The sequence below is a fragment of the Clostridium sp. D46t1_190503_E9 genome, assembly GCF_015555225.1.
GTDB lineage: Bacteria > Bacillota > Clostridia > Clostridiales > Clostridiaceae > Clostridium.
In genome coordinates this window covers 33,510-53,297 of record NZ_JADNKB010000008.1, presented here as the reverse complement: position 1 = coordinate 53,297, position 19,788 = coordinate 33,510, and the positions used below count along the sequence as shown (strand labels likewise).

At 25.8% G+C, this 19,788-nt stretch carries 19 protein-coding genes; 15 read left to right on the top strand and 4 right to left on the bottom strand.

Annotated features, from left to right (window positions below; translation table 11 throughout):
- Positions 1 to 23 precede the first annotated feature (23 nt).
- The 4 genes from I2E83_RS10595 to I2E83_RS10580 all read left to right on the top strand — a co-directional run bounded on the left by I2E83_RS10595 (position 24) and on the right by I2E83_RS10580 (position 5,384).
- Complete coding sequence (locus I2E83_RS10595; RefSeq protein WP_195429720.1) at positions 24 to 830, top strand: DUF438 domain-containing protein; 807 nt, start codon at positions 24 to 26, stop codon at positions 828 to 830.
- Positions 831 to 986: 156 nt separating this feature from the next.
- Positions 987 to 1,700: a Crp/Fnr family transcriptional regulator gene (locus I2E83_RS10590; RefSeq protein WP_195265059.1), complete on the top strand. Its 714-nt coding sequence runs from the start codon at positions 987 to 989 to the stop codon at positions 1,698 to 1,700.
- Between the two features lie 291 nt (positions 1,701 to 1,991).
- Positions 1,992 to 2,804: a nitroreductase family protein gene (locus I2E83_RS10585; protein WP_195429719.1), complete on the top strand. Its 813-nt coding sequence runs from the start codon at positions 1,992 to 1,994 to the stop codon at positions 2,802 to 2,804.
- A 318-nt stretch (positions 2,805 to 3,122) separates the two neighbouring features.
- Positions 3,123 to 5,384 carry a glycogen/starch/alpha-glucan phosphorylase gene (locus tag I2E83_RS10580; protein ID WP_195429718.1) on the top strand — a complete coding sequence of 754 codons (2,262 nt, stop codon included), beginning with the start codon at positions 3,123 to 3,125 and terminating at the stop codon, positions 5,382 to 5,384.
- Positions 5,385 to 5,796: 412 nt separating this feature from the next.
- Here the strand turns inward: I2E83_RS10580 and I2E83_RS10575 are convergent, their stop codons facing one another.
- Complete coding sequence (locus tag I2E83_RS10575; protein WP_195429717.1) at positions 5,797 to 6,909, bottom strand: DEAD/DEAH box helicase; 1,113 nt, start codon at positions 6,907 to 6,909, stop codon at positions 5,797 to 5,799.
- A gap of 455 nt (positions 6,910 to 7,364) precedes the next feature.
- Here I2E83_RS10575 and I2E83_RS10570 point away from each other — a divergent pair, with 455 nt between their 5' ends.
- The 6 genes from I2E83_RS10570 (at position 7,365) to I2E83_RS10545 (ending at position 13,924) form a co-directional block, all read left to right on the top strand.
- Positions 7,365 to 8,048 (top strand): VTT domain-containing protein, encoded by a 684-nt coding sequence (locus I2E83_RS10570; RefSeq protein ID WP_195429716.1) that lies wholly within the window; start codon positions 7,365 to 7,367, stop codon positions 8,046 to 8,048.
- A gap of 517 nt (positions 8,049 to 8,565) precedes the next feature.
- On the top strand, positions 8,566 to 9,270 hold the full coding sequence (locus I2E83_RS10565; RefSeq protein ID WP_195429715.1) for a response regulator transcription factor: 705 nt from the start codon (positions 8,566 to 8,568) through the stop codon (positions 9,268 to 9,270).
- The gene (locus I2E83_RS10560; RefSeq protein WP_195429714.1) at positions 9,245 to 11,419 is read left to right on the top strand and encodes a sensor histidine kinase; all 2,175 of its coding nucleotides are present in this window, start codon (positions 9,245 to 9,247) and stop codon (positions 11,417 to 11,419) included. The genes I2E83_RS10565 and I2E83_RS10560 overlap by 26 nt, the downstream gene beginning before the upstream one ends.
- Before the next feature lie 136 nt (positions 11,420 to 11,555).
- Positions 11,556 to 12,485, top strand: coding sequence for an ABC transporter substrate-binding protein (locus tag I2E83_RS10555; protein WP_195429712.1), 930 nt, complete (start codon positions 11,556 to 11,558; stop codon positions 12,483 to 12,485).
- A gap of 1 nt (position 12,486) precedes the next feature.
- Complete coding sequence (locus tag I2E83_RS10550; protein ID WP_195429710.1) at positions 12,487 to 13,185, top strand: ABC transporter ATP-binding protein; 699 nt, start codon at positions 12,487 to 12,489, stop codon at positions 13,183 to 13,185.
- Positions 13,178 to 13,924: an ABC transporter permease gene (locus tag I2E83_RS10545; protein ID WP_195429708.1), complete on the top strand. Its 747-nt coding sequence runs from the start codon at positions 13,178 to 13,180 to the stop codon at positions 13,922 to 13,924. Before I2E83_RS10550 ends, I2E83_RS10545 begins: the two co-directional genes overlap by 8 nt.
- A 146-nt stretch (positions 13,925 to 14,070) precedes the next feature.
- Here I2E83_RS10545 and I2E83_RS10540 read toward each other — a convergent pair whose 3' ends face one another.
- Positions 14,071 to 14,970: a copper oxidase gene (locus I2E83_RS10540; protein ID WP_195429707.1), complete on the bottom strand. Its 900-nt coding sequence runs from the start codon at positions 14,968 to 14,970 to the stop codon at positions 14,071 to 14,073.
- Positions 14,971 to 15,245: 275 nt separating this feature from the next.
- Here I2E83_RS10540 and I2E83_RS10535 point away from each other — a divergent pair, with 275 nt between their 5' ends.
- Genes I2E83_RS10535 through I2E83_RS10525 form a run of 3 tightly spaced genes read left to right on the top strand, consistent with a single transcriptional unit; the run spans position 15,246 to position 17,383 of the window.
- A complete protein-coding gene (locus I2E83_RS10535; RefSeq protein ID WP_195265037.1) occupies positions 15,246 to 15,926 on the top strand; it encodes a response regulator transcription factor in 681 nt (226 codons plus the stop codon).
- Entirely contained in the window at positions 15,919 to 17,145 is a 1,227-nt protein-coding gene (locus tag I2E83_RS10530) for an ATP-binding protein (protein ID WP_195429705.1), read from the top strand. The genes I2E83_RS10535 and I2E83_RS10530 overlap by 8 nt, the downstream gene beginning before the upstream one ends.
- 13 nt (positions 17,146 to 17,158) lie before the next feature.
- Complete coding sequence (locus tag I2E83_RS10525; RefSeq protein ID WP_195265033.1) at positions 17,159 to 17,383, top strand: hypothetical protein; 225 nt, start codon at positions 17,159 to 17,161, stop codon at positions 17,381 to 17,383.
- Positions 17,384 to 17,506: 123 nt separating this feature from the next.
- On the opposite strand, the gene I2E83_RS10520 is transcribed toward I2E83_RS10525, so the two are convergent.
- Positions 17,507 to 17,920, bottom strand: coding sequence for an EamA family transporter (locus tag I2E83_RS10520; RefSeq protein WP_195429853.1), 414 nt, complete (start codon positions 17,918 to 17,920; stop codon positions 17,507 to 17,509).
- A 116-nt stretch (positions 17,921 to 18,036) separates the two neighbouring features.
- Here I2E83_RS10520 and I2E83_RS10515 point away from each other — a divergent pair, with 116 nt between their 5' ends.
- On the top strand, positions 18,037 to 18,489 hold the full coding sequence (locus tag I2E83_RS10515; RefSeq protein ID WP_195265031.1) for a metallophosphoesterase family protein: 453 nt from the start codon (positions 18,037 to 18,039) through the stop codon (positions 18,487 to 18,489).
- A 177-nt stretch (positions 18,490 to 18,666) separates the two neighbouring features.
- Positions 18,667 to 19,431: a hypothetical protein gene (locus tag I2E83_RS10510; protein ID WP_195429703.1), complete on the top strand. Its 765-nt coding sequence runs from the start codon at positions 18,667 to 18,669 to the stop codon at positions 19,429 to 19,431.
- Positions 19,432 to 19,521: 90 nt separating this feature from the next.
- On the opposite strand, the gene I2E83_RS18175 is transcribed toward I2E83_RS10510, so the two are convergent.
- The gene (locus tag I2E83_RS18175; protein ID WP_257443303.1) at positions 19,522 to 19,653 is read right to left on the bottom strand and encodes a hypothetical protein; all 132 of its coding nucleotides are present in this window, start codon (positions 19,651 to 19,653) and stop codon (positions 19,522 to 19,524) included.
- Positions 19,654 to 19,788 lie beyond the last annotated feature (135 nt).

Here is a 19,788-nt window from a genome sequence, read left to right as displayed (position 1 = left end):
TAAAAAGTATAGAGGTGATTAATTTGGAAAAGAAAAGATTTATTTTAGATAATGGTGTAAATAGAGCAGTTAATGAAGGAAAAATAAAGGAGTTAACAGTACTTTTAAGAAATTTAAATGAAAAAGGATTAACAGAAGATTTAAAGGAAAAGGGATTAAAACTTGTTAAATCAATAAGTCCGTTAGAACTTTCTATGGCAGAACAAAGTTTAGTAGAAGAAGGAATGGACCCAAGCGAATTAAGACATTTATGTGAAATTCATATGATGATTTTACAAGGTGAGCTTGAAAAATTACAAAGTAATATATCTAAGGGACACGTTTTATATACACTTATTGAAGAACATGCATTACTTTTAAGTTTTTTAAAGGAATTAGAAGAAGTAACAAATGCAATATTAGAAATGGAAAGCTATGATAAGAATAGAAAAGAATTTACAAGAGTAACTGAACTTATCATTAGTATTTTAGATGCTGAACCTCACCATAAAAGAGAAGAAGATGTTTTATTCCCAGAACTTGAAACAAGGGGGATAACAGGGCCAACTAGAATAATGAGACTTGAGCATGAAGATTTAAGAAAAAAGAAAAGAGCATTAAAGAAGTTAAGTGAGTCAGTTGCAGACTTAGATTTTAATGAATATAAAATTGAATTAAAGAAACTTTCAAATGCTATTTGCTTTGAATTAAAAGATCATATATTTAAGGAAAATTATATATTATATCCTACAGCATTAGAAAGTATAGAAGACGATACTAAATGGGATAATATGAAAAAGGAATGTGACAATATAGGTTACTGTACATTTACTCCTGATGATTGTAAGTAATAATTTAGTATTAGAAAATCAAATATAAATTAAAATTTTTATTAAAGATTTAAATTAATTCAAACCTCCTTCTAAATTATATTATTTAATTATAAATGTGAATTTTATAGTATAATTAAACTAAGTTATATGATTTAGGTTAGGAGGTATTTTATTTTGAATTGTGATTGTTGTTGTGAAAAGTGTGCAAGTAGATTATATGCACAAGAAGTACCTATATTTGAATCACTTTCCGAAGAGGAATTAGATAGAATAATATCAGTAAGAAAACATATGGTTTTAAAAAAAGGAGAAAGTTTATTTTTAGAAGGAGATAAAGTTTCGAAACTCTTTATAATAAGTGATGGCATGATAAAAATAAGTAAAACTACTGCAACTGGAAAGGAGCAAATTATTAATATACTAACTGTTGGGGATTTCCTTGGAGAAAGTAATATATTAGGAGATACTAAGGAAAGTAATGTATCTGCAATAGCAGTTAAAAACACTGAATTATGCACTATTTCAAGAGAAGACTTAAAAGATATATTATATTCGAATCCGTCTATTTGCTTAAAACTTCTTTCTGAGTTAAATAAAAGATTAATAGAAGTAGAAAACCTTTCAAAGAATTTATCTAATAATAATCCAGAAGCAAGAATATGCTGTATGCTTTTAGAGTTTTCTGAGAAATATGGCAAAATTGTAAATGGAAAGATAGAAGTGGATTTACCATTAAACAGAGAAGGAATGGCTAATTATTGTGGCATTGCAAGAGAAACATTAAGCAGAAAGCTAAGTTTATTAGAAAGTGAGAATATTATTAAAGCTGTAGGGACAAAGAAAATAGTAATTAATAATTTAAGTTTATTAGAAGAATCTATTTTTTAGAGTGTTATATCATTAATTGTTCATATTATCTTTAAAAGAATAAATTATATAGTTTATGTAAAAGGAGATAAGTATTATTTATCTTCTTTTTTATTTCGTATATATCTAAAAGAAGATTATATTAGGAGATATTACTTAGCATTTGCTATAAATTAGTTAGAATAAATTTTGTTGTTCTTACAATAGATATAAAAACAATTTAATGATATAATTTATTGTAAATAATTACAAAGATATTATAAAATAATAATGTTTATTTAATATGCTATAAAAGAGGGGTAGATAATTTATATGGAGATGATATTTAATAAGCCTTTAGAAGAGGTAATAAGAGCTAGATATTCAGTTAGAAATTATGAAGACAAGCATTTATCTCAAGAGCTAATAGAAAAAATCGAGAATTATATAAGTGAATTGGATAATCCTTTTGATATAAAGGTAAGAATACATTTAATCAAAAAGGAAACTTATAAGGATGTAATTAGACTTGGTACTTATGGAGTTATAAAAGGAGCAAATTATTATTTAGTAGCTGCATGCGAAAATAAAGATTTTGCATTAGAAGCATTAGGATATACATTTGAAAAATTGATTTTATATTGTACTTCACTAGGATTAGGTACAGTTTGGCTTGGAGGAACATTTAGCAAGGGTGATTTTGGAAAAACCATTAATCTTAAAAGCAGTGAAATATTACCAGTTGTATCACCAATTGGATATGAAGGAGGAAAAAAATCATTTCTTGCATCATTAATGAAAGACCATAAAAATATAAGAAAAGATTATTCCGAATTATTCTTCAATGAAGATTTTCATACTCATCTTTCAAAGGAAGAATCAAAGGAATATGGAGAAGTATTTGAGATGGTAAGATTAGCACCATCATCTATGAATAATCAACCATGGAGATTGCTTAAGGTAAAGGAAGATATTCATATATATAACAATGGTAGTACTTCTATGAACCAAATAGATATAGGTATAGCACTTTGTCATCTGGACTTGTATATGAAGGAAAAAGGAATAAATGGAGAATTTAAATTTGAAAATCCATCTATAAAAGGTAAATACGCATATGTTATTTCTTGGATAAGAGAAAAATAAAAGGAGATGTCTTAGGATATCTCTTTTTAATATATATTAAAAAGTATGAAGATTTATATTCAGCCTAAGGTAAATGAATAAGCAAATTTATAAGTGTCTATAATCTTATTGTAATAATGATATTAAAATTAGATGAATAAAGATTAAAGTTTTATAAAATTATATAAGGAATATACAAATAAAAGAATAAATGTACAAATTAACATATCTAAAGTTGATATTATAGTAATTGTAAAGGGTTTATGAACCTTTTAAATTTAAATTAGTACAAATAAGATTATTAAAAAGTATATAATTATTTAAGGGTGGGATAGAATAATGGTACAAGAAAACTTAACAAAAATTCTAGAAAAGAGATTTGACAAGACAATAAAAGAAGCAAGCAATGAAGAAATTTATTTAGCTTTATTAGAATTAACAAAAGGAGCAATTAACAAAAGGGGAAGAAATAAGGGAGATAAAAAACTTTACTACATTTCAGCAGAATTTTTAATAGGAAAGTTATTATCAAATAACTTAATTAATCTAGGGCTTTATGAAGAAGTTAATGCAGTATTATGCGAGAATGGTAAAGAATTAACTGAAATTGAAGAAATAGAATTAGAACCATCATTAGGGAATGGTGGGCTAGGAAGATTAGCTGCATGTTTCTTAGATTCAATTGCAACTTTAGGTTTAAATGGGGATGGGGTAGGTTTAAATTATCACTTTGGATTATTCCAGCAAGTATTTGAAAATAATAAACAAAAGGCAGTTAAAAATCCATGGATAACTAGCGAAGGCTGGTTAAATAAATCAGATATAAAATTTGAAGTTTCATTTGGAGGATTTAAAGTTACATCAAGTCTTTATGATATAGATGTTACAGGTTATGATAAGTCATGTAATAAGCTTCGTTTATTTGATATAGATACAATAGATGAATCACTAGTAAAGGATGGTATAAACTTTGATAAGGAAGAAATAAAGAAAAACTTAACTTTATTCTTATATCCTGATGATAGTGATAAAGCTGGACACTTATTAAGGATCTATCAACAATACTTTATGGTAAGTAATGCAGCTCAATTAATTTTATTAGAAGCTGAAGAAAATGGATATGATTTGCACAAATTATATGATCATGTAGTTATTCAAATAAATGATACACATCCATCAATGGTTATTCCTGAATTAATTCGTCTTTTAGGAGAAAGAGGAATAGGTATGGATGAGGCTATCGAAATAGTTACAAAGACTTGTGCATATACAAATCATACAATATTAGCAGAAGCATTAGAAAAGTGGCCAATAGAATATTTAGATAAGGTTGTTCCACAATTAATGCCAATAATAAGAGAGCTAGATAACAAAGTAAAAGCTAAATATGATGATGAAAAAGTATATATAATAGATAAGGATAACAGAGTTCATATGGCACATATGGATATTCACTATGGATTTAGCGTAAATGGAGTTGCTGCACTTCATACAGATATATTAAAAGAAGAAGAATTAAAGCATTTTTATAATATTTATCCAGAGAAGTTTAATAATAAGACAAATGGGATAACATTTAGAAGATGGTTAATTCATTGCAATAACGAGCTTGCAAAGTATATAAGTGAGCTAATTGGAGATAATTATAAAAAGGATGCTACTAAATTAGAAGACTTATTAAAATATGTAGATAATAAAGAAGTTCTAAAAAAATTAGGAGAAATTAAGAAGCATAATAAAGTTGCTCTTAAGGATTACCTAAAAGAAACTCAAGGTGTTGAAATAGATGAAAATTCTATATTTGATATTCAAATTAAGAGACTTCATGAATATAAGAGACAACAAATGAATGTTCTTTATATAATTCATAAGTACTTAGAAATCAAAAAGGGGAATATCCCAACAACTCCAATAACAATGATATTTGGAGCTAAGGCAGCACCAGCTTATATAATAGCTCAAGATATAATTCATACTATTTTATGTCTTCAAGAAATCATAAATAATGATCCTGAAGTCAATAAGTATTTAAAAGTTGTTATGGTAGAAAACTACAATGTAACAAAAGCATCTAAGTTAATTCCAGCTTGTGATGTTTCAGAACAAATTTCTCTAGCATCCAAAGAAGCATCTGGAACAGGTAATATGAAGTTTATGTTAAATGGAGCATTAACTTTAGGTACAGAAGATGGAGCTAATGTAGAAATACATGAATTAGTCGGAGATGACAATATTTATATATTTGGTGAATGCAGTGAAGCTGTTATTGAACACTATAAAAAAGCAGATTATGTTTCAAAGAAATACTATGAAAAGCCTGCAATAAAGGAATTAGTTGACTTTATAGTTAGCGATAAAATGATAGCAGTTGGAGATGAAGAAAACCTAACAAGACTTCATAAGGAATTAATCAACAAGGATTGGTTTATGACATTGCTAGATCTTGAAGAGTATATTAAAACTAAGGAAATAGTATTTAAAGATTATGAAGATAGAGAAACTTGGAATAGAAAAGTTTTAGTTAATATTAGTAAAGCCGGATTCTTCTCATCAGATAGAACTATTGAGCAATACAATAATGAAATCTGGAAATTAAAGTAGAAGATCAGTATAAATTACAACTACAAAGAGGCAGTAGATATGTTTTGGTAAAACAAATATATCTACTGTCTTTTTTGTGATTAATTATAAAAAGAGTTATTAATAATTAAATTTCAAGGGCGTCGCGAAACGCGACGTCCTTGAAATTTTTCTATTAACTTTTTATTTATTAAAATAATATGTTTATTTATTATATATTTTTATATAAGCAAAGGATATAATGTTTCGTTATATCCTTTGCTTATACTGAAATTTCTATAGATTTTATAGCTATAATATGTTCAGAGTTACGATATATACATATGCATATTTATAATTTTTTTAACTATAATATCAGTTTTCAAATGTATATCTGTAAGTTTATGTTAACTTGTAAAGAGCGCTGCAATAATCAGATTTATATTTCTATCTTTTATCTGAAGTTAACTTCACGCTCAGGAATTGTATACTGTAAGTAATTTTCTATTTCCTCTAATATATTGTAGTTTTTAGGATCTGTAATAAGACAGGTATAACCACTGTCTCCAGCACGAGCTGTTCTTCCTATTCTATGAATATAGCTTTCAACACTTTCTGGTGCATCATAATTATATATATGAGTAACTCCAGTAACATCTATTCCTCTTGAAGCAACATCAGTTGCTATTAAATATTGAATCTCACAATCTCTAAAAGATTTCATAATTTTTTCCCTTTTATTTTGAGGAACATCACTATGTATTTTAGCGGTCTTTATACCTTTAGCAGCTAGCTTTACTTCTAATTCATCAGCTCTTCTTTTAGTTCTACAAAAAATAATAGACATAAATGGATTATCTTCTTCTAAAACTTTAACTAAAGCATCAACTTTCCATCTATCTGTAGTTTTAACGACTTCTTGCTTAATATTAGGAAGTTCAGCTTCTTCATTTTCTGTAATATCAATAATAGCTGGATTATTCATATATCTATAAGCAAGTTTTTTTACTTTAGAATCTATAGTTGCAGAAAAGCAAAGAGTTTGAAGTTTTTTTGGAGCATAAGACATTATTTTTTCAATTTCATTTCTAAATCCCATTAAAAGCATTTGATCAGCTTCATCTATAACAACTGTATTTAGTTTACTTAAATTTATACTTTTTCTTTCTAAATGATCAAGTAATCTTCCTGGAGTTGCAATTATTAAATTAATACCTTTATTAAGCTTTTTTAATTGAGAACCAACGTCTTTTCCACCGTAAGCAGCTAAAATTCCGATATCATTTATATTAAATTTATTTGCTTCCTCAGTTATTTGTATTGCAAGTTCCCTAGTTGGAGATAAAATTAGTACTTCAGTATTTTTAGAATTACTATCTATTCTTTGAAGTATAGGTAATAAAAAGGCTAGGGTTTTTCCAGAGCCAGTTTTTGATTTTCCTATTACATCATTTTTATTAATTATTTCAGGTATAACATTAATTTGAACTTTGGTAGGCGCTACTATGCCATTTTTCTTCAATGAGTCAATTAATTTTTCATTTATCTTTAAACTTTTAAAATTCATAATTTTATCCTTTCTTTGAAAGTTATATAAAATAAATTAGAGCTTGGTATCTGGTGAAAGACAACCAAGCTCACTTTATAGTACTTATATACTAATGGCTTAATAATAACACTTAAAATATCAATAATCAATATAAAGTTATAAATCATATTAAATAGAATAAGCTATCTAACTAAGTTTTAATAAAAAGAATCATAAAGTAAAAATTGAATTTAAATTATAAATATGATTTTCTTTATTTTATATTTAGGAAATCTTAAGCTTTATATGAAAATATATTAAGATTTTAAACTTATACTGAAATTAACAAAAAATGAGATTAAATAAAAGTGGTAGTAAATAAAAGTGGTAGTAAATAAAAAGTGAGATTACAAAAATCACTAAGTATTTTAAGGTTAGTATTTTCGAAGAAGTTCATTCAATTTAGAAAATTAATTTGTAAAAGGAGAGAATTAATGAGTAAAAGAAAGATACAAGCAAAACAATTTATATATTTGTTGATAGTAATAGTAGCATTTATATCTATAATAATTTACTTAAAATCAAGAGGGATTTTAGGCTATATGGCATCATTAGAAGATTTTAAAGTATATATTGAGGGATTTGGAAACAAAGCTTTTATTATATTTTTTTTATTACAATTAGCTTCTATCATTATTGCTCCTATACCTAGCAATGTAAGTGCTGTGGCAGGGGCAATGGTATTTGGAATGTGGGAATCTTTTATAATAACTACTTTAGCTATAATTAGTGGATCGGCAATAATATTTTACTTATCAAGAATATGTGGGAAAGCATTTGTAGAAAGATTTGTAAGTGATAAGATTTTGAATAAATACGAAGAAATAATAAACTCACCAAAGGGAGAAATAATAATATTTTTAATGCTGTTACTTCCGTTTTTCCCTGATGATATTATAAATTTTTTAGTTGGACTTAGTAGTATGAGTTTTAAAAGATATTTTATTATACTAATACTTACAAGACCATGGGAAATCTTAATAGCATGTGCATTAGGATCAGCTAAATTATCAATTCCATTATGGGGATGGGGACTAGTACTATTAGTATCTATAATTATAGTAATAAATAGTAGTAAAATAGAAGACAAATTAACAAAATTAATAAAAGCCATATAAATATAGGAGCTGTCATAAGACAACTCCTATTATAGTTTATTATTAATTGCAAAAATTCGAATTTTATATTCTATATTATTAGATATAGCAGATTATTATTTTGTCTTAATAATTTTAGATACATAAAAATAAAGAGGAGCTTGGTATCCGGCGAAAGACAACCCAAGCTCCTCAAGTAATTAGCACTTACGTACCAACTGCTCAATTAGAATAACATTAAATAGATAAATAGTCAACAAAAAGTTTTATTTTCTTTATAAATTAATAAATTTTCATATTAGTAAGCTAATATAAAGAATGAATAAAAATAAATGTTTGTGAATTTAAAGCTATTATATTAGATGGTATCAACAAATTAAAAGATTATAGTGAGAAAATTAAAGAAGCTCTTTAGAAATTTTTTAGAATTAACTAAAGTTTATCTTTAGGATTTCAAGATATACTTTAGTTAATGAGATTAATTTAATACTTTTATTGTATAATATTTATATTATTACAGAAAAAGCGGGGTTGAAATATGAAGTCATATAATGTTTTAGTTGTAGAAGATGAAAAGGAAATAGCTGATGCTATAGAAATATACTTAAAAAACCAAGGATATAATGTTTTTAAAGGATACAATGGAATAGAGGGGTTAGAAATTATAAATAAAGAAGAAATTCACTTGGCTATAGTAGATATAATGATGCCAAGGATGGATGGAATAGCCATGACTATGAAGCTTAGAGAAAAATATGATTTTCCAGTTATTATGCTTTCAGCAAAATCAGAAGAAGTTGATAAAATAATGGGTTTAAACATAGGTGCAGACGATTATGTAACTAAGCCTTTTACACCTTTAGAATTACTAGCTAGAGTTAATTCCCAGCTAAGAAGATATTCAAAATTTCTAAGTTTAGTAGGGGTAGAAAAAGAAAAATCTAATAGCTTTGTAATTGGAGGACTTGAATTAAATGTTGATACAGTTGAATTAACTGTTGATGGGAATTTAGTAAAAATAACTCCAATTGAATTTAAAATACTTCATTTGCTTATGCAAAATCCAGGAAGAGTTTTTTCAGCAGAAGAAATATACGAAAGAGTATGGAATGAGCAAGCAATTAATACTGATACAATAATGGTTCACGTAAGAAATATAAGAGAAAAAATTGAAATTAATCCTAAAAATCCAAAATATTTAAAGGTGGTGTGGGGAGTTGGATACAAAATTGAAAAGCAGTAAAAATAATTATTTTTTAAGTGCAATAGTATATATATTAGTGATTATGACATCAATAGGTTTAGTGGCATCTTACCCTAGAATAGCAAAACTTGCAAATGAAAAAGAAAAGCCTTCATATTTTGAAGATTATAATTTTCAAATGGATCTATATAAAGGAAGTTTTGTATTGTATAAAGATATTTTAGAAAAGGAGCAAGATAAAGATATTCCTGCTGATGAAATCTTTTTTAAAGAATATAAAGGCTATAGTGAAAATGATAGAGTTGATTATAGCTTTATAAAGAGAAATATTAATTATGAAATAGGTAATTGGAATAAAGTATTAAAAAGAGAATTAAAGAATTTAGATTATTATATAGTTGATAAAAAAACTAATACGTTTTCTTCAAATACGGAAAAAAAATTAAGTGATTTAATTTTAAATAAAGATAATAAAGAAGCATTAAATGATTTAGATAATTATTATGGCTATTACATGGTTATTGATTATAATGACTATGGAGAAATTAGTGTAAATAACATAAAAGGTGCTGATGAAAATGTAATAAGCACTTTCTTAGATTTTCAGTGGAGAAATTTAATTAATGGAGATAGTGATTTTGTTTTATCAAATCCTAAAAATATAACTATTGTTTATGGTGTACCAAATGATCTTAAATATGTTGATAGAATAAGCAATTATATTGATAGAGCAGATAGCTATGCATATGGGGATATAATACTAGTTTATATATTAATAGCTTATATAGCTATAATGTTTATATCGTTAATTATTCCATTTAGAAAATCAAAGGATATTATAGGAGTTAAAAGAATTATTAAGATTCCTTTTGAAATAAGTGTAATTTTAATTACGTTAATAACAGCTTTAGTTGCGTTTTCACCTAATATATCCTATTGGACCGTAAACAATGAATGGGTTAAGGAATCACTAGTAAGAGTTGGAATACCATTTGAGTTTACAAATTCAATATTAATGATAGGTAATATTGCTTATTGGTTTGTACTATTAATAACAGCTTTTACAGCAGTAGTGTTAATTAAATATATATTTAATAAAGGGTTAAAAAACTATATAAAAGATAATACAATAATATATAAAATATTTAGGCTAATAAAAAGAATATGGACAAAAATATATGATGAAGTTACAAATGTAGATTTAAATGATAAATCTAATAAAATAATAATAAAGATATTAGCAGTAAACTTTATAGCTCTTGCTTTTATGAGTATCATATGGTTTTTAGGAGTAGGTGCAGCTATAATATATACAGTATTTTTATATTTTGTTTTAAGAAAGTATTTTAATGATATAAAGAATAAGTATCAAATATTATTGAAAGCTACAAATAAAATTGCAGAAGGTAATTTAGATGTTACTATAGAAGAAGAACTTGGAGTTTTTGAACCATTAAAAGATGAACTTCAAAAAATACAAAAAGGATTTAAAAACGCAGTTAATGAAGAAGTAAAAAGTCAAAGAATGAAAACGGAACTTATTTCTAATGTTTCTCATGATTTAAAAACACCATTAACATCAATAATCACTTATATAGATTTATTAAAAGATGAAAATATAAGTGAAGAAAATAGAAAGCAATATTTAGATACATTAGATAGAAAATCTCAAAGGCTTAAAAATTTAATAGAAGATTTATTTGAAGTTAGCAAGGCAACAAGTAAAAACATTCAATTAAATATAGTTAATGTAGATATAGTTTCACTTATGAAGCAAACTCAATTTGAATTAAGTGATAAAATTGAAGAATCATCACTAAAATTCAAGTGGAATTTCCCAGAAAATAAAGTTATAGTTCCTTTAGATAGTCAAAAAACTTTTAGAGTGTTTGAAAATTTATTAATAAATATAGTGAAATACTCAATGCCAAACTCAAGAGTATATATAGATATAATAGATGGAAATGAAGAAGTCTATGTAATGTTAAAAAATATGTCAGCAAATGAAATAGATTTTACAGCTGAAGAAATAGTAGAAAGATTTGCTCGTGGAGATAAGTCTAGAAATACAGAAGGATCAGGACTTGGATTAGCAATAGCTAAAAGTTTTGTTGAATTACAAGGTGGAACATTAGATATAGAAATAGATGGAGATTTATTTAAAGTAGTATTAAAATTTAAAAAATAGTTAAAAAAATCACTAATATACCATATATATTAGTGATTTTTTATAATTTATACAATAAATTTACTGTTAATATTGAAATAGATTGTCTAGTTAACTATAATTAAATTGAATTAAAAGTTTGTAGGAGGATTAACAAATGAGAAATTTAAAAAAATTGTTATCACTTATTTTGATATCAATGTTCTCAGTTATTTTAATTGGATGTGGATCTAATGAAAAAAATAAAGAAGCTTCTGTAGAGGATGCAACATTAAAAATTGGTTTAATGCCAGCTGTTGATACAGCACCAATACTTATTGCAGAAAAAAATGGATATTTTAAAGAGGCAGGTATAGATGTAGAAATAGAAATTTATAATAATGCTCAAAATAGACAAAGTGCTCTTCAAAGTAATGCTATAGATGGAGCAATGACTGACTTTATAGCTGTTGCTACTAATGTAGATGGTGGATTTAATATAAAAGCAACAACAATGACAGATGGAATGTTTCCTGTATTAGCTACTGAAGGAGCTACAGATAAAAAGGACATAAAAGTAGGAATGATGGAAGTAAGTGTTTCTAATTACTTAATAGATAAGTGGTTGGGACAAGACTACAATGTAGAAAAGGTATTTATAAATGAAATACCAGCAAGACTTGCTGCTTTAAAAAGTGGTGAAGTTGATATGAGTTTATTCCCAGAACCAGTAGCTTCAAATGGAGAATTACAAGGATTAAAGAAAAATATTTATGGAATGGATGATGAGTTTTCAGCAGATTGTTTAGTGTTTACTGGAAAAGCTATATCTGAAAAACCAAATACTATTAAGGCCTTCCATGAAGCATATAATAAAGCTGTAGAAGAAATAAATAAAAATCCTGAAATGGCAAAAGATATATTAATTGAAAAAATACCAAATACAAATCCTGCTGTAAAAGATATTATGGTATTACCTACATATAAAAAAGCAGCCCTTCCAAGTGATGAGTATTTACAAAGTATAATAGACTGGACTGAAAAGACTTTAAATAAAGATTTATCAGTAAAGCCAGCTGATTTACTAGAAGGAAAATTTGTAAAGTAGAATGATAAAAATAAGTGATTTAACCGTTAAGTATAAGGATGAAAAAGCTATAGATAATTTAAGTTTATCTATAGAAAAAGGAAAGACTTATGCAATTATAGGAAAATCAGGATGTGGAAAGACAACCCTGCTATATACTATAGCAGGGCTTATTTCTAATTATGAAGGGAAATTAGAAATAGAAGGAGAAACTTCTTTAATACTACAAAATTTAGGATTATTTAATTGGTTTACAGTATATAAAAATATAGAGCTTGGATTAAATAAGTATAAATTTACAAAAAAAGAAAAAGAAAAATTAGTTAATGATGTACTAAAAGAATTAGATTTACTAAGTTTTAAGAATAAATATCCAAAGGAACTAAGTGGAGGCCAAAAGCAAAGGGTAGCTATTGCAAGAACTATTATAAGCAATCCAGAAACTTTATTATTAGATGAAGCAACTTCTGCACTAGATTCAATAAATAAGGAAAAAATTCAGGATTTACTTTTAGATATAAAAGATAAGAGAAACAATACTATGATTTTAGTAACACATAGCATTGAAGAAGCTGTTTTTTTAGGTGAGTATATAGTTGTTATGAAGGATGGTAAAATACATAGCATAATTAATAATAGATATTTTGGTGATAAAGATATAAGAAAGAAACAAGAGTACATAGAAATATGTAATGAAGTAAGAGGTAAACTATATGATTAAAGAGCTACTATTAAAAATAATAAAAGGACTCTATGGAGTAATAATTGTAGTTGCTTTATGGTATTTACTAAGTATGTTAATAGGTACTAATATGGTACCATCCCCTAAAACTACTATATATGAGCTAATAAGATTATTACAAAATGATTTTATATATCATATTTTATATAGCATGTATAGAATATTGGGAGCTATATTAATATCATTAATTATAGGTATTCCAATTGGGATTGCTCTTGGACTTAGTAGTTTAGTAGATAAAATAATATCACCAGTAGTATATTTACTATATCCTATACCAAAGATAGCATTTTTACCTATATTTATGGTTATGTTTGGGATAGGTGATAAATCTAAAATAATACTTATGGTAACTATAATTGTTTTTCAAATTTTAATAGTTACAAGAGATGCAGTAAAAGAAATTGACAAAGATGTTTTAATATCTGCAAAAGTTATGAAATTTAGTAAAAGCGACACTATATTAAAAGTAGTAATGCCTGCAATAGCGCCTAAAGTATTTTCTGCTTTAAGAGTAAGTATAGGAATTGCAATTTCAGCTTTGTTTTTTAGTGAAAATTATGCAACTAAATATGGAATAGGATATTATATAATGAATTCATGGTCAATGGTTGATTATAAAGGAATGTTTGCTGGAGTATTAGCTCTTAGTATTATGTCGCTTATTATATTTAAAATTATAGATTTATTAGAAAAGAAAATATGTCCATGGAATTAATAAAAGCCTAATTAGTATATAGAACATACTTTCTTAAGTATATTTATAACTAATTAGGTTTTTATTTTAAATGATAATTGTATAAATTGTTTGATGTAGCAAATTAATAGATATAAAAATAATTATTTAAGCAAAATTCTATTATATTATTTATCTATATAATTTACTGTAGTAAACATTCCGCCAACTCCTGGGGCAGCATTATTAGTTACATGATGAGGCATATGACAATGCATTGGCCAAATACCAGGATTTTTAGCTATAAATTCAATATCCCATGTTTCTCCTGAAGCAACTAAAATTGTATTTTTATATATTTGAGTTTCTTTTCTTATTGGGAATCCATCGGCACCAACAACTTTAAATTCATGACCATGAATATGAATTGGATGATGATGCATTTGGATATTACAGAATCTTACCTTTACAGTATCGCCATAGCAAACTTCAAGTGGATCAGTAGAAGGATAACATTTACCATTCATGGTGAAGAAATTAAATTCAGGCATTTTAAATGTTAGGTTATAGGTGCCTTTAGTTATATCTCCCCAAGGTAATTCATTAACTGCAAATTCTTGAAGAACTACAAAATAATCTCTATAATTTTTTCTTTTTTTATCTTTTGGATCCTCTATGATAAAGCCTCCAAGAAGTCCTGCATTATCTTGAACTAGAACATTAACATGGGAATGATACATATATGTTCCAGGTGGATTATTAATTTTAAAATGATAATCAAAGTATTCACCAGGTTCTATGAAGGGTGATGGTTCAATTGGAGGAACACCATCCATATCATTAGGTACTTCTAAACCATGCCAATGAACGCTTGTTTTTTCAGGTAAGTTATTTATAACTCTAATGCATACTTTATCGGATGGGTTAACTTTAATAGTTGGGCCTGGTACTGAGCCATTATAGCCCCAGGCTCGTATAAAAAGTCCAGGTATAAGTTCCAAGTTAACTTCTTCTGCAATTAAAGTAAAATGCTTAACTCCATCTTTATAAATATAATCTAAATCCTTTATTCCAGGTGTTATAACCATAATAAATCTCCTATTAAATGACTATGGTAATAATATATTTATTTAAAAAGAAACTGTGATAATTTGTAATACTTAAATTAACTCTAAAAACAGTAAATAATGTAGTTAAGTAGAATTTAATTTAATTTTAAGGTTTCTGTGATAAAATCTTATTAAAACTAACAATACTTATATAAAGAATTAAAAATCGGATATAATCTAGAAAGAGTAAAGTAGAAAAAGTTATGCATGAGAATAAATAAATTACAATTTTATAAAATTGAGGGGGAATGAATATGAAGCTATTATTGGTAGAAGATGAAAAAGAACTTTCAGAAGCGTTATTTCAAATATTAACAAATAATAAATACTTAGTTGATGCCGTCTATGATGGGGAAGATGGGCTAGATTATGCTTTAACAGGAATATATGATGTTATAGTTTTAGATATCATGCTACCTAAATTAAATGGATTAAGCTTATTGAAGCAGTTAAGAAAATCAGGGGTTTCTACACCAGTTATTATGCTGACAGCTAAAAGTCAAATTGAGGATAGAGTTTTAGGGCTAGACTTAGGTGCAGATGATTATTTAACAAAGCCTTTTGCTACAGAAGAGTTACTAGCGAGACTAAGGTCTATAACTAGAAGAAAAGGAACGGTTGTAAATGACAATATATTAACTTATGGAGATATAAGTTTAAATATAGATACTTATGATTTAGATGTAAATAATGAAAGTATAAGATTAACTTTAAAGGAATTTGAAATAATTAAATATTTTATGGAAAGGCCCAAATGTGTTGTTAGTAAAGATGATTTAATAACGAAACTTTGGGGGTTTGATTCAGAGGTTGAATATAACAATATAGAAGTATATATTTCATTTATAAGGAAAAAATTATCTTATTTAAAATCAAATGTAAGTATTGTAACTATAAGAGGTGTAGGATACAGAATGGAGGATAGTGGTGTTTGATAAATTAAAGAAGAAGTTTATATTAATAAATATGTCACTATTAACCTTAGTTTTCATACTGATTTTTGGAACTGTATATGCTAATACTGCTATTAATATGGAAAAGGATTTAGAACATCAATTAAAGAGTGCAATGTTTAATCCTCATAAGGGGCCAGGGCCAGATTCACCAATGATGACTAGTAGTATAATCATTGATTTGGATACTGAAAATAATATAGCTAATGTAGTAACCTTTATGGAAGTTAAAAAGGAAATTTTAGAGGATATTGTATATAAAATAATAAAAAGTGATAAAAAATTTGATAAAGTTAAATTAGATGGAAATAGTTATGGTTATATGAAAGAAACTACTAATAAGGGAATGAAGATAGTGCTTATTAGTAGAGAGCCTCAAATAAACGCTTTATCAAGTCTTTTAAGTTCATTTTTAACTATTGGTAGTATAAGCTTAATAGTATTACTTTTTATAAGTATTTATTTAACTAATAAAACTATAAAACCTATAAAAGATAGTTTTGAAAAGCAAAAACAATTCATTGCAGATGCTTCACATGAGCTTAAAACACCACTTGCAATTATAAGAACAAACACATCTGTAATCTTATCTAATAAAGAAGATACTATAATTAATCAAATTAAATGGGTAAATTATATAAATAATCAAACAGAGAGAATGGCAAAATTAATTGATGAAATGTTATCTTTAGCTAAGCTTGATACAGGTAAGGAGCTTATAGAATTTACAATATTTGATTTAAGTAAATTATTAAATAATATATTATTAACATTTGAAGCTGTTATATTTGAAAATAAAATTGAACTAGAAACCAATATTTTAAATGATGTGCTTTTAAAAGGAGATAAAGAAAGCATAAAAAAAGTATGTATAATCCTATTAGACAATGCAATAAAGTACACTAATAAAGATGGTAAAATATATGTTGAACTTAAATTAGATAAAAATAAAGTAAGATTAAAAGTTAGAAATACAGGTAAAGGGATAAAAAGAGAAGATTTAGATAAAATCTTCGAAAGATTCTATAGAGTAGATACATCTAGATCTAGAGAAACTGGTGGATATGGATTAGGATTATCAATAGCTAAATCTATAGTTGAAAGTCATAATGGGAAAATATATGCAGAAAGTAATATTGGGAAAGATACCACGTTTATTATAGAATTTAATAGTGAAAAATCAAATTTAGAATTAAAATAGGAGAAATGTTATTATGAATGATAGAGATTATATAGAAAAAGAAACAAAATTAATTTATGGATATATATTGCAAGATAATGAGCAATTTGATAATAAAAAGCAATTATACGCAAGGATATTTAATAATATAAAGACTACAGCAAGGTGTGATATTGGAGGTCTTGAAACACTGGATTTATCGTTAAGTGAAATTAAAGAAATTATAAAAGATGTAGTTGAAAATTATAAGGAGGATTAAATTTTAATTAATAATTGAAAATAGATAATGTACAATTAATGAAAAAACTCAGCTTTGGCTGAGTTTTCTTGTTAATTTTAAGTTTTTACAGTTAGTTTTTTAGTTAATAGTGAATAATAATCTCTATAAGATCATTATAAAAGTTCCAATTGTAATGAATATTCCACCTAGAACTGTTTTCGCTGTAAGTGCTTCTTTTAAAATGACAAAAGCTAATACCATGGTTATTACAACACTAAATTTATCTATAGGAACTACTTTTGAAGCTTCTCCAATTTGAAGGGCTTTGTAGTAGAATAGCCATGATAGGCCAGTAGCTATACCAGATAAAATTAAGAAAATCCAGCTTTTTTGACTTATGTTATTAATTTGATTTATGCTACCATTAATAAAAACTATTCCCCAAGCCATTACTAAGACAACAACAGTACGTATTGCAGTAGCTAAGTTTGAATTTATGTTTTCTATTCCTATTTTAGCTAAAATAGATGTAAGTGCAGCAAAAAAAGCTGATAGCAATGCATAAATAACCCACATATTAGCAACTCCTTTAATATTAAATTTTTTTATCAATACAACATCCTCCATAAAATGTATAATTTAAATTTAATTATATAATACCATTAAATATACAAAAAGGTGATGATAAATATATGAAAATAGGGATTATTTCAGATACACACAATTTGTTACGAGAAGAGGTAATATGCTATTTAAATAAGTGTGACTTAATAATACATGCAGGAGATATTTGTAATAAGGAAATATTATTAAAACTTAATAGTATTACAAAAACAGTTGCAGTAAAAGGTAATAATGATAATGAAAATTTCGAAGGCATATTAAATAAAGAAGAACTATTAGAAGTAGAGGGAAAGAAGATATATGTTGTTCATGAAAAAAATAATATAAATGTTAATTTAGAAGAAGTTGATATTATTATATATGGACATTCACATAAGCATAGTTTAGAAACATTGGATAATGTTATATATCTTAATCCTGGAAGTTGTGGTAAAAGAAGATTTTCATTGCCTTTAACTATGGCTATTATGAATATTAAAAATGGAAAAGTGCAAATAGAAAAAATAGATATAAATAATTAAAAAACATACATATAATATACATTTAAAGCATTATATATAGTAAAGGAAAAATTAAATATTAATTATAATTTAATAATACTTAATACTTAAAAAACTATTAAGATTAAAGAAAAAAAGAGGAGAACAGTAGTAGGGTATAGAAATAGTAACTGTATCAAATTTTATGGAGGGGGTAGTATGGTATTATCAACTAATCCGGCAGTTAGGCTATACGAGATCTTAAGTAAATCAAAAGAGTTTTGTAGTAATAATGCTAACAAACAAAGTAGATTTAGAACGGTAGAATCAGTTCTTGCTCAGGTTTTCGATTTAGATATAAACGATGACGAGAAAATATTTAAATCTATCATACAAATTATTGAAATGATAGAAAATATAAAAAAACTTACTAATAAGATTGAAAGTAATTCAAAAGAGGAATTGGTAAAATCACTAACTAATTTTGAAAAGAAAATTATGGCTATAGGATTAGAAGATGATATACACAAGCTAGATATTATAATTACAAAGGAAATATTGATATCTATAAATGGGTTAGCATTAGCTTTAGATGTATGTAATCAATATAGAAATATTGAAGAAGAGAATTTAATGAAATTTAAAGAAAAGATAGAAGTATTAATGGAAGACCTTGAGGATTTAGAAGTAAATGAGGAACTGAAATTATTTTTAAATAATGTACTCGGCGATTTATATCATAAAATTGAAGAATACAAGATATATGGAATAGATGGATTAAAAACATCTATAGAGCAAGGGCTTGGAAGTATAATGCTAAATAAAAATATTTGCGAAGAAGCTTCTAAAAATCAAAAGTTTAAAGAAAATATAAAAAAGGTTTTAAGTTTGCTTACAAGTATTAATACTACTATTTCTTTTGTCAAAAATATAATACCAATAGCACAGGATGCAAATGATATAGTAAATCGATTATTAGGATAGAAAAATAATAAATGTTAGAAACATGTATATAGTTAATTAATAAAAAATACCGTTTATTTTATAAACGGTATTTTTTATGGATATTAAGTTTTATTTATATGTTGTATGAGTAGATGGTTCATTTTCACCATATGGAGTTTTTTCATTAGCTTTATTTTTAATTCTCTTATCATAATTAGGTGATGATGGGTTAGTAACATCGTTAGAATTTTTGTTTTTCATTTTAAGTCCTCCTAAATTATTATTATCAATAATAGAATTCCCTTATAAATAGAAAATATTATTTTATAATTTAGAATAATAAAATGTCTTTCTTGAATTATTTAAATTTAATATTATTTATAGATAAGTAAATTT

Coding starts and splice junctions, on each gene's coding strand:
- I2E83_RS10585 (WP_195429719.1), top strand. CDS start 1,992: ATGGAGATGATATTTAATAAGCCTTTAGAAGAGGTAATAAGAGCTAGA.
- I2E83_RS10545 (WP_195429708.1), top strand. CDS start 13,178: ATGATTAAAGAGCTACTATTAAAAATAATAAAAGGACTCTATGGAGTA.
- I2E83_RS10520 (WP_195429853.1), bottom strand. CDS start 17,920: ATGTGGGTTATTTATGCATTGCTATCAGCTTTTTTTGCTGCACTTACA.
- I2E83_RS10540 (WP_195429707.1), bottom strand. CDS start 14,970: ATGGTTATAACACCTGGAATAAAGGATTTAGATTATATTTATAAAGAT.
- I2E83_RS10515 (WP_195265031.1), top strand. CDS start 18,037: ATGAAAATAGGGATTATTTCAGATACACACAATTTGTTACGAGAAGAG.
- I2E83_RS18175 (WP_257443303.1), bottom strand. CDS start 19,653: ATGAAAAACAAAAATTCTAACGATGTTACTAACCCATCATCACCTAAT.
- I2E83_RS10565 (WP_195429715.1), top strand. CDS start 8,566: ATGAAGTCATATAATGTTTTAGTTGTAGAAGATGAAAAGGAAATAGCT.
- I2E83_RS10525 (WP_195265033.1), top strand. CDS start 17,159: ATGAATGATAGAGATTATATAGAAAAAGAAACAAAATTAATTTATGGA.
- I2E83_RS10570 (WP_195429716.1), top strand. CDS start 7,365: ATGAGTAAAAGAAAGATACAAGCAAAACAATTTATATATTTGTTGATA.
- I2E83_RS10550 (WP_195429710.1), top strand. CDS start 12,487: ATGATAAAAATAAGTGATTTAACCGTTAAGTATAAGGATGAAAAAGCT.
- I2E83_RS10575 (WP_195429717.1), bottom strand. CDS start 6,909: ATGAATTTTAAAAGTTTAAAGATAAATGAAAAATTAATTGACTCATTG.
- I2E83_RS10555 (WP_195429712.1), top strand. CDS start 11,556: ATGAGAAATTTAAAAAAATTGTTATCACTTATTTTGATATCAATGTTC.
- I2E83_RS10535 (WP_195265037.1), top strand. CDS start 15,246: ATGAAGCTATTATTGGTAGAAGATGAAAAAGAACTTTCAGAAGCGTTA.
- I2E83_RS10580 (WP_195429718.1), top strand. CDS start 3,123: ATGGTACAAGAAAACTTAACAAAAATTCTAGAAAAGAGATTTGACAAG.
- I2E83_RS10510 (WP_195429703.1), top strand. CDS start 18,667: ATGGTATTATCAACTAATCCGGCAGTTAGGCTATACGAGATCTTAAGT.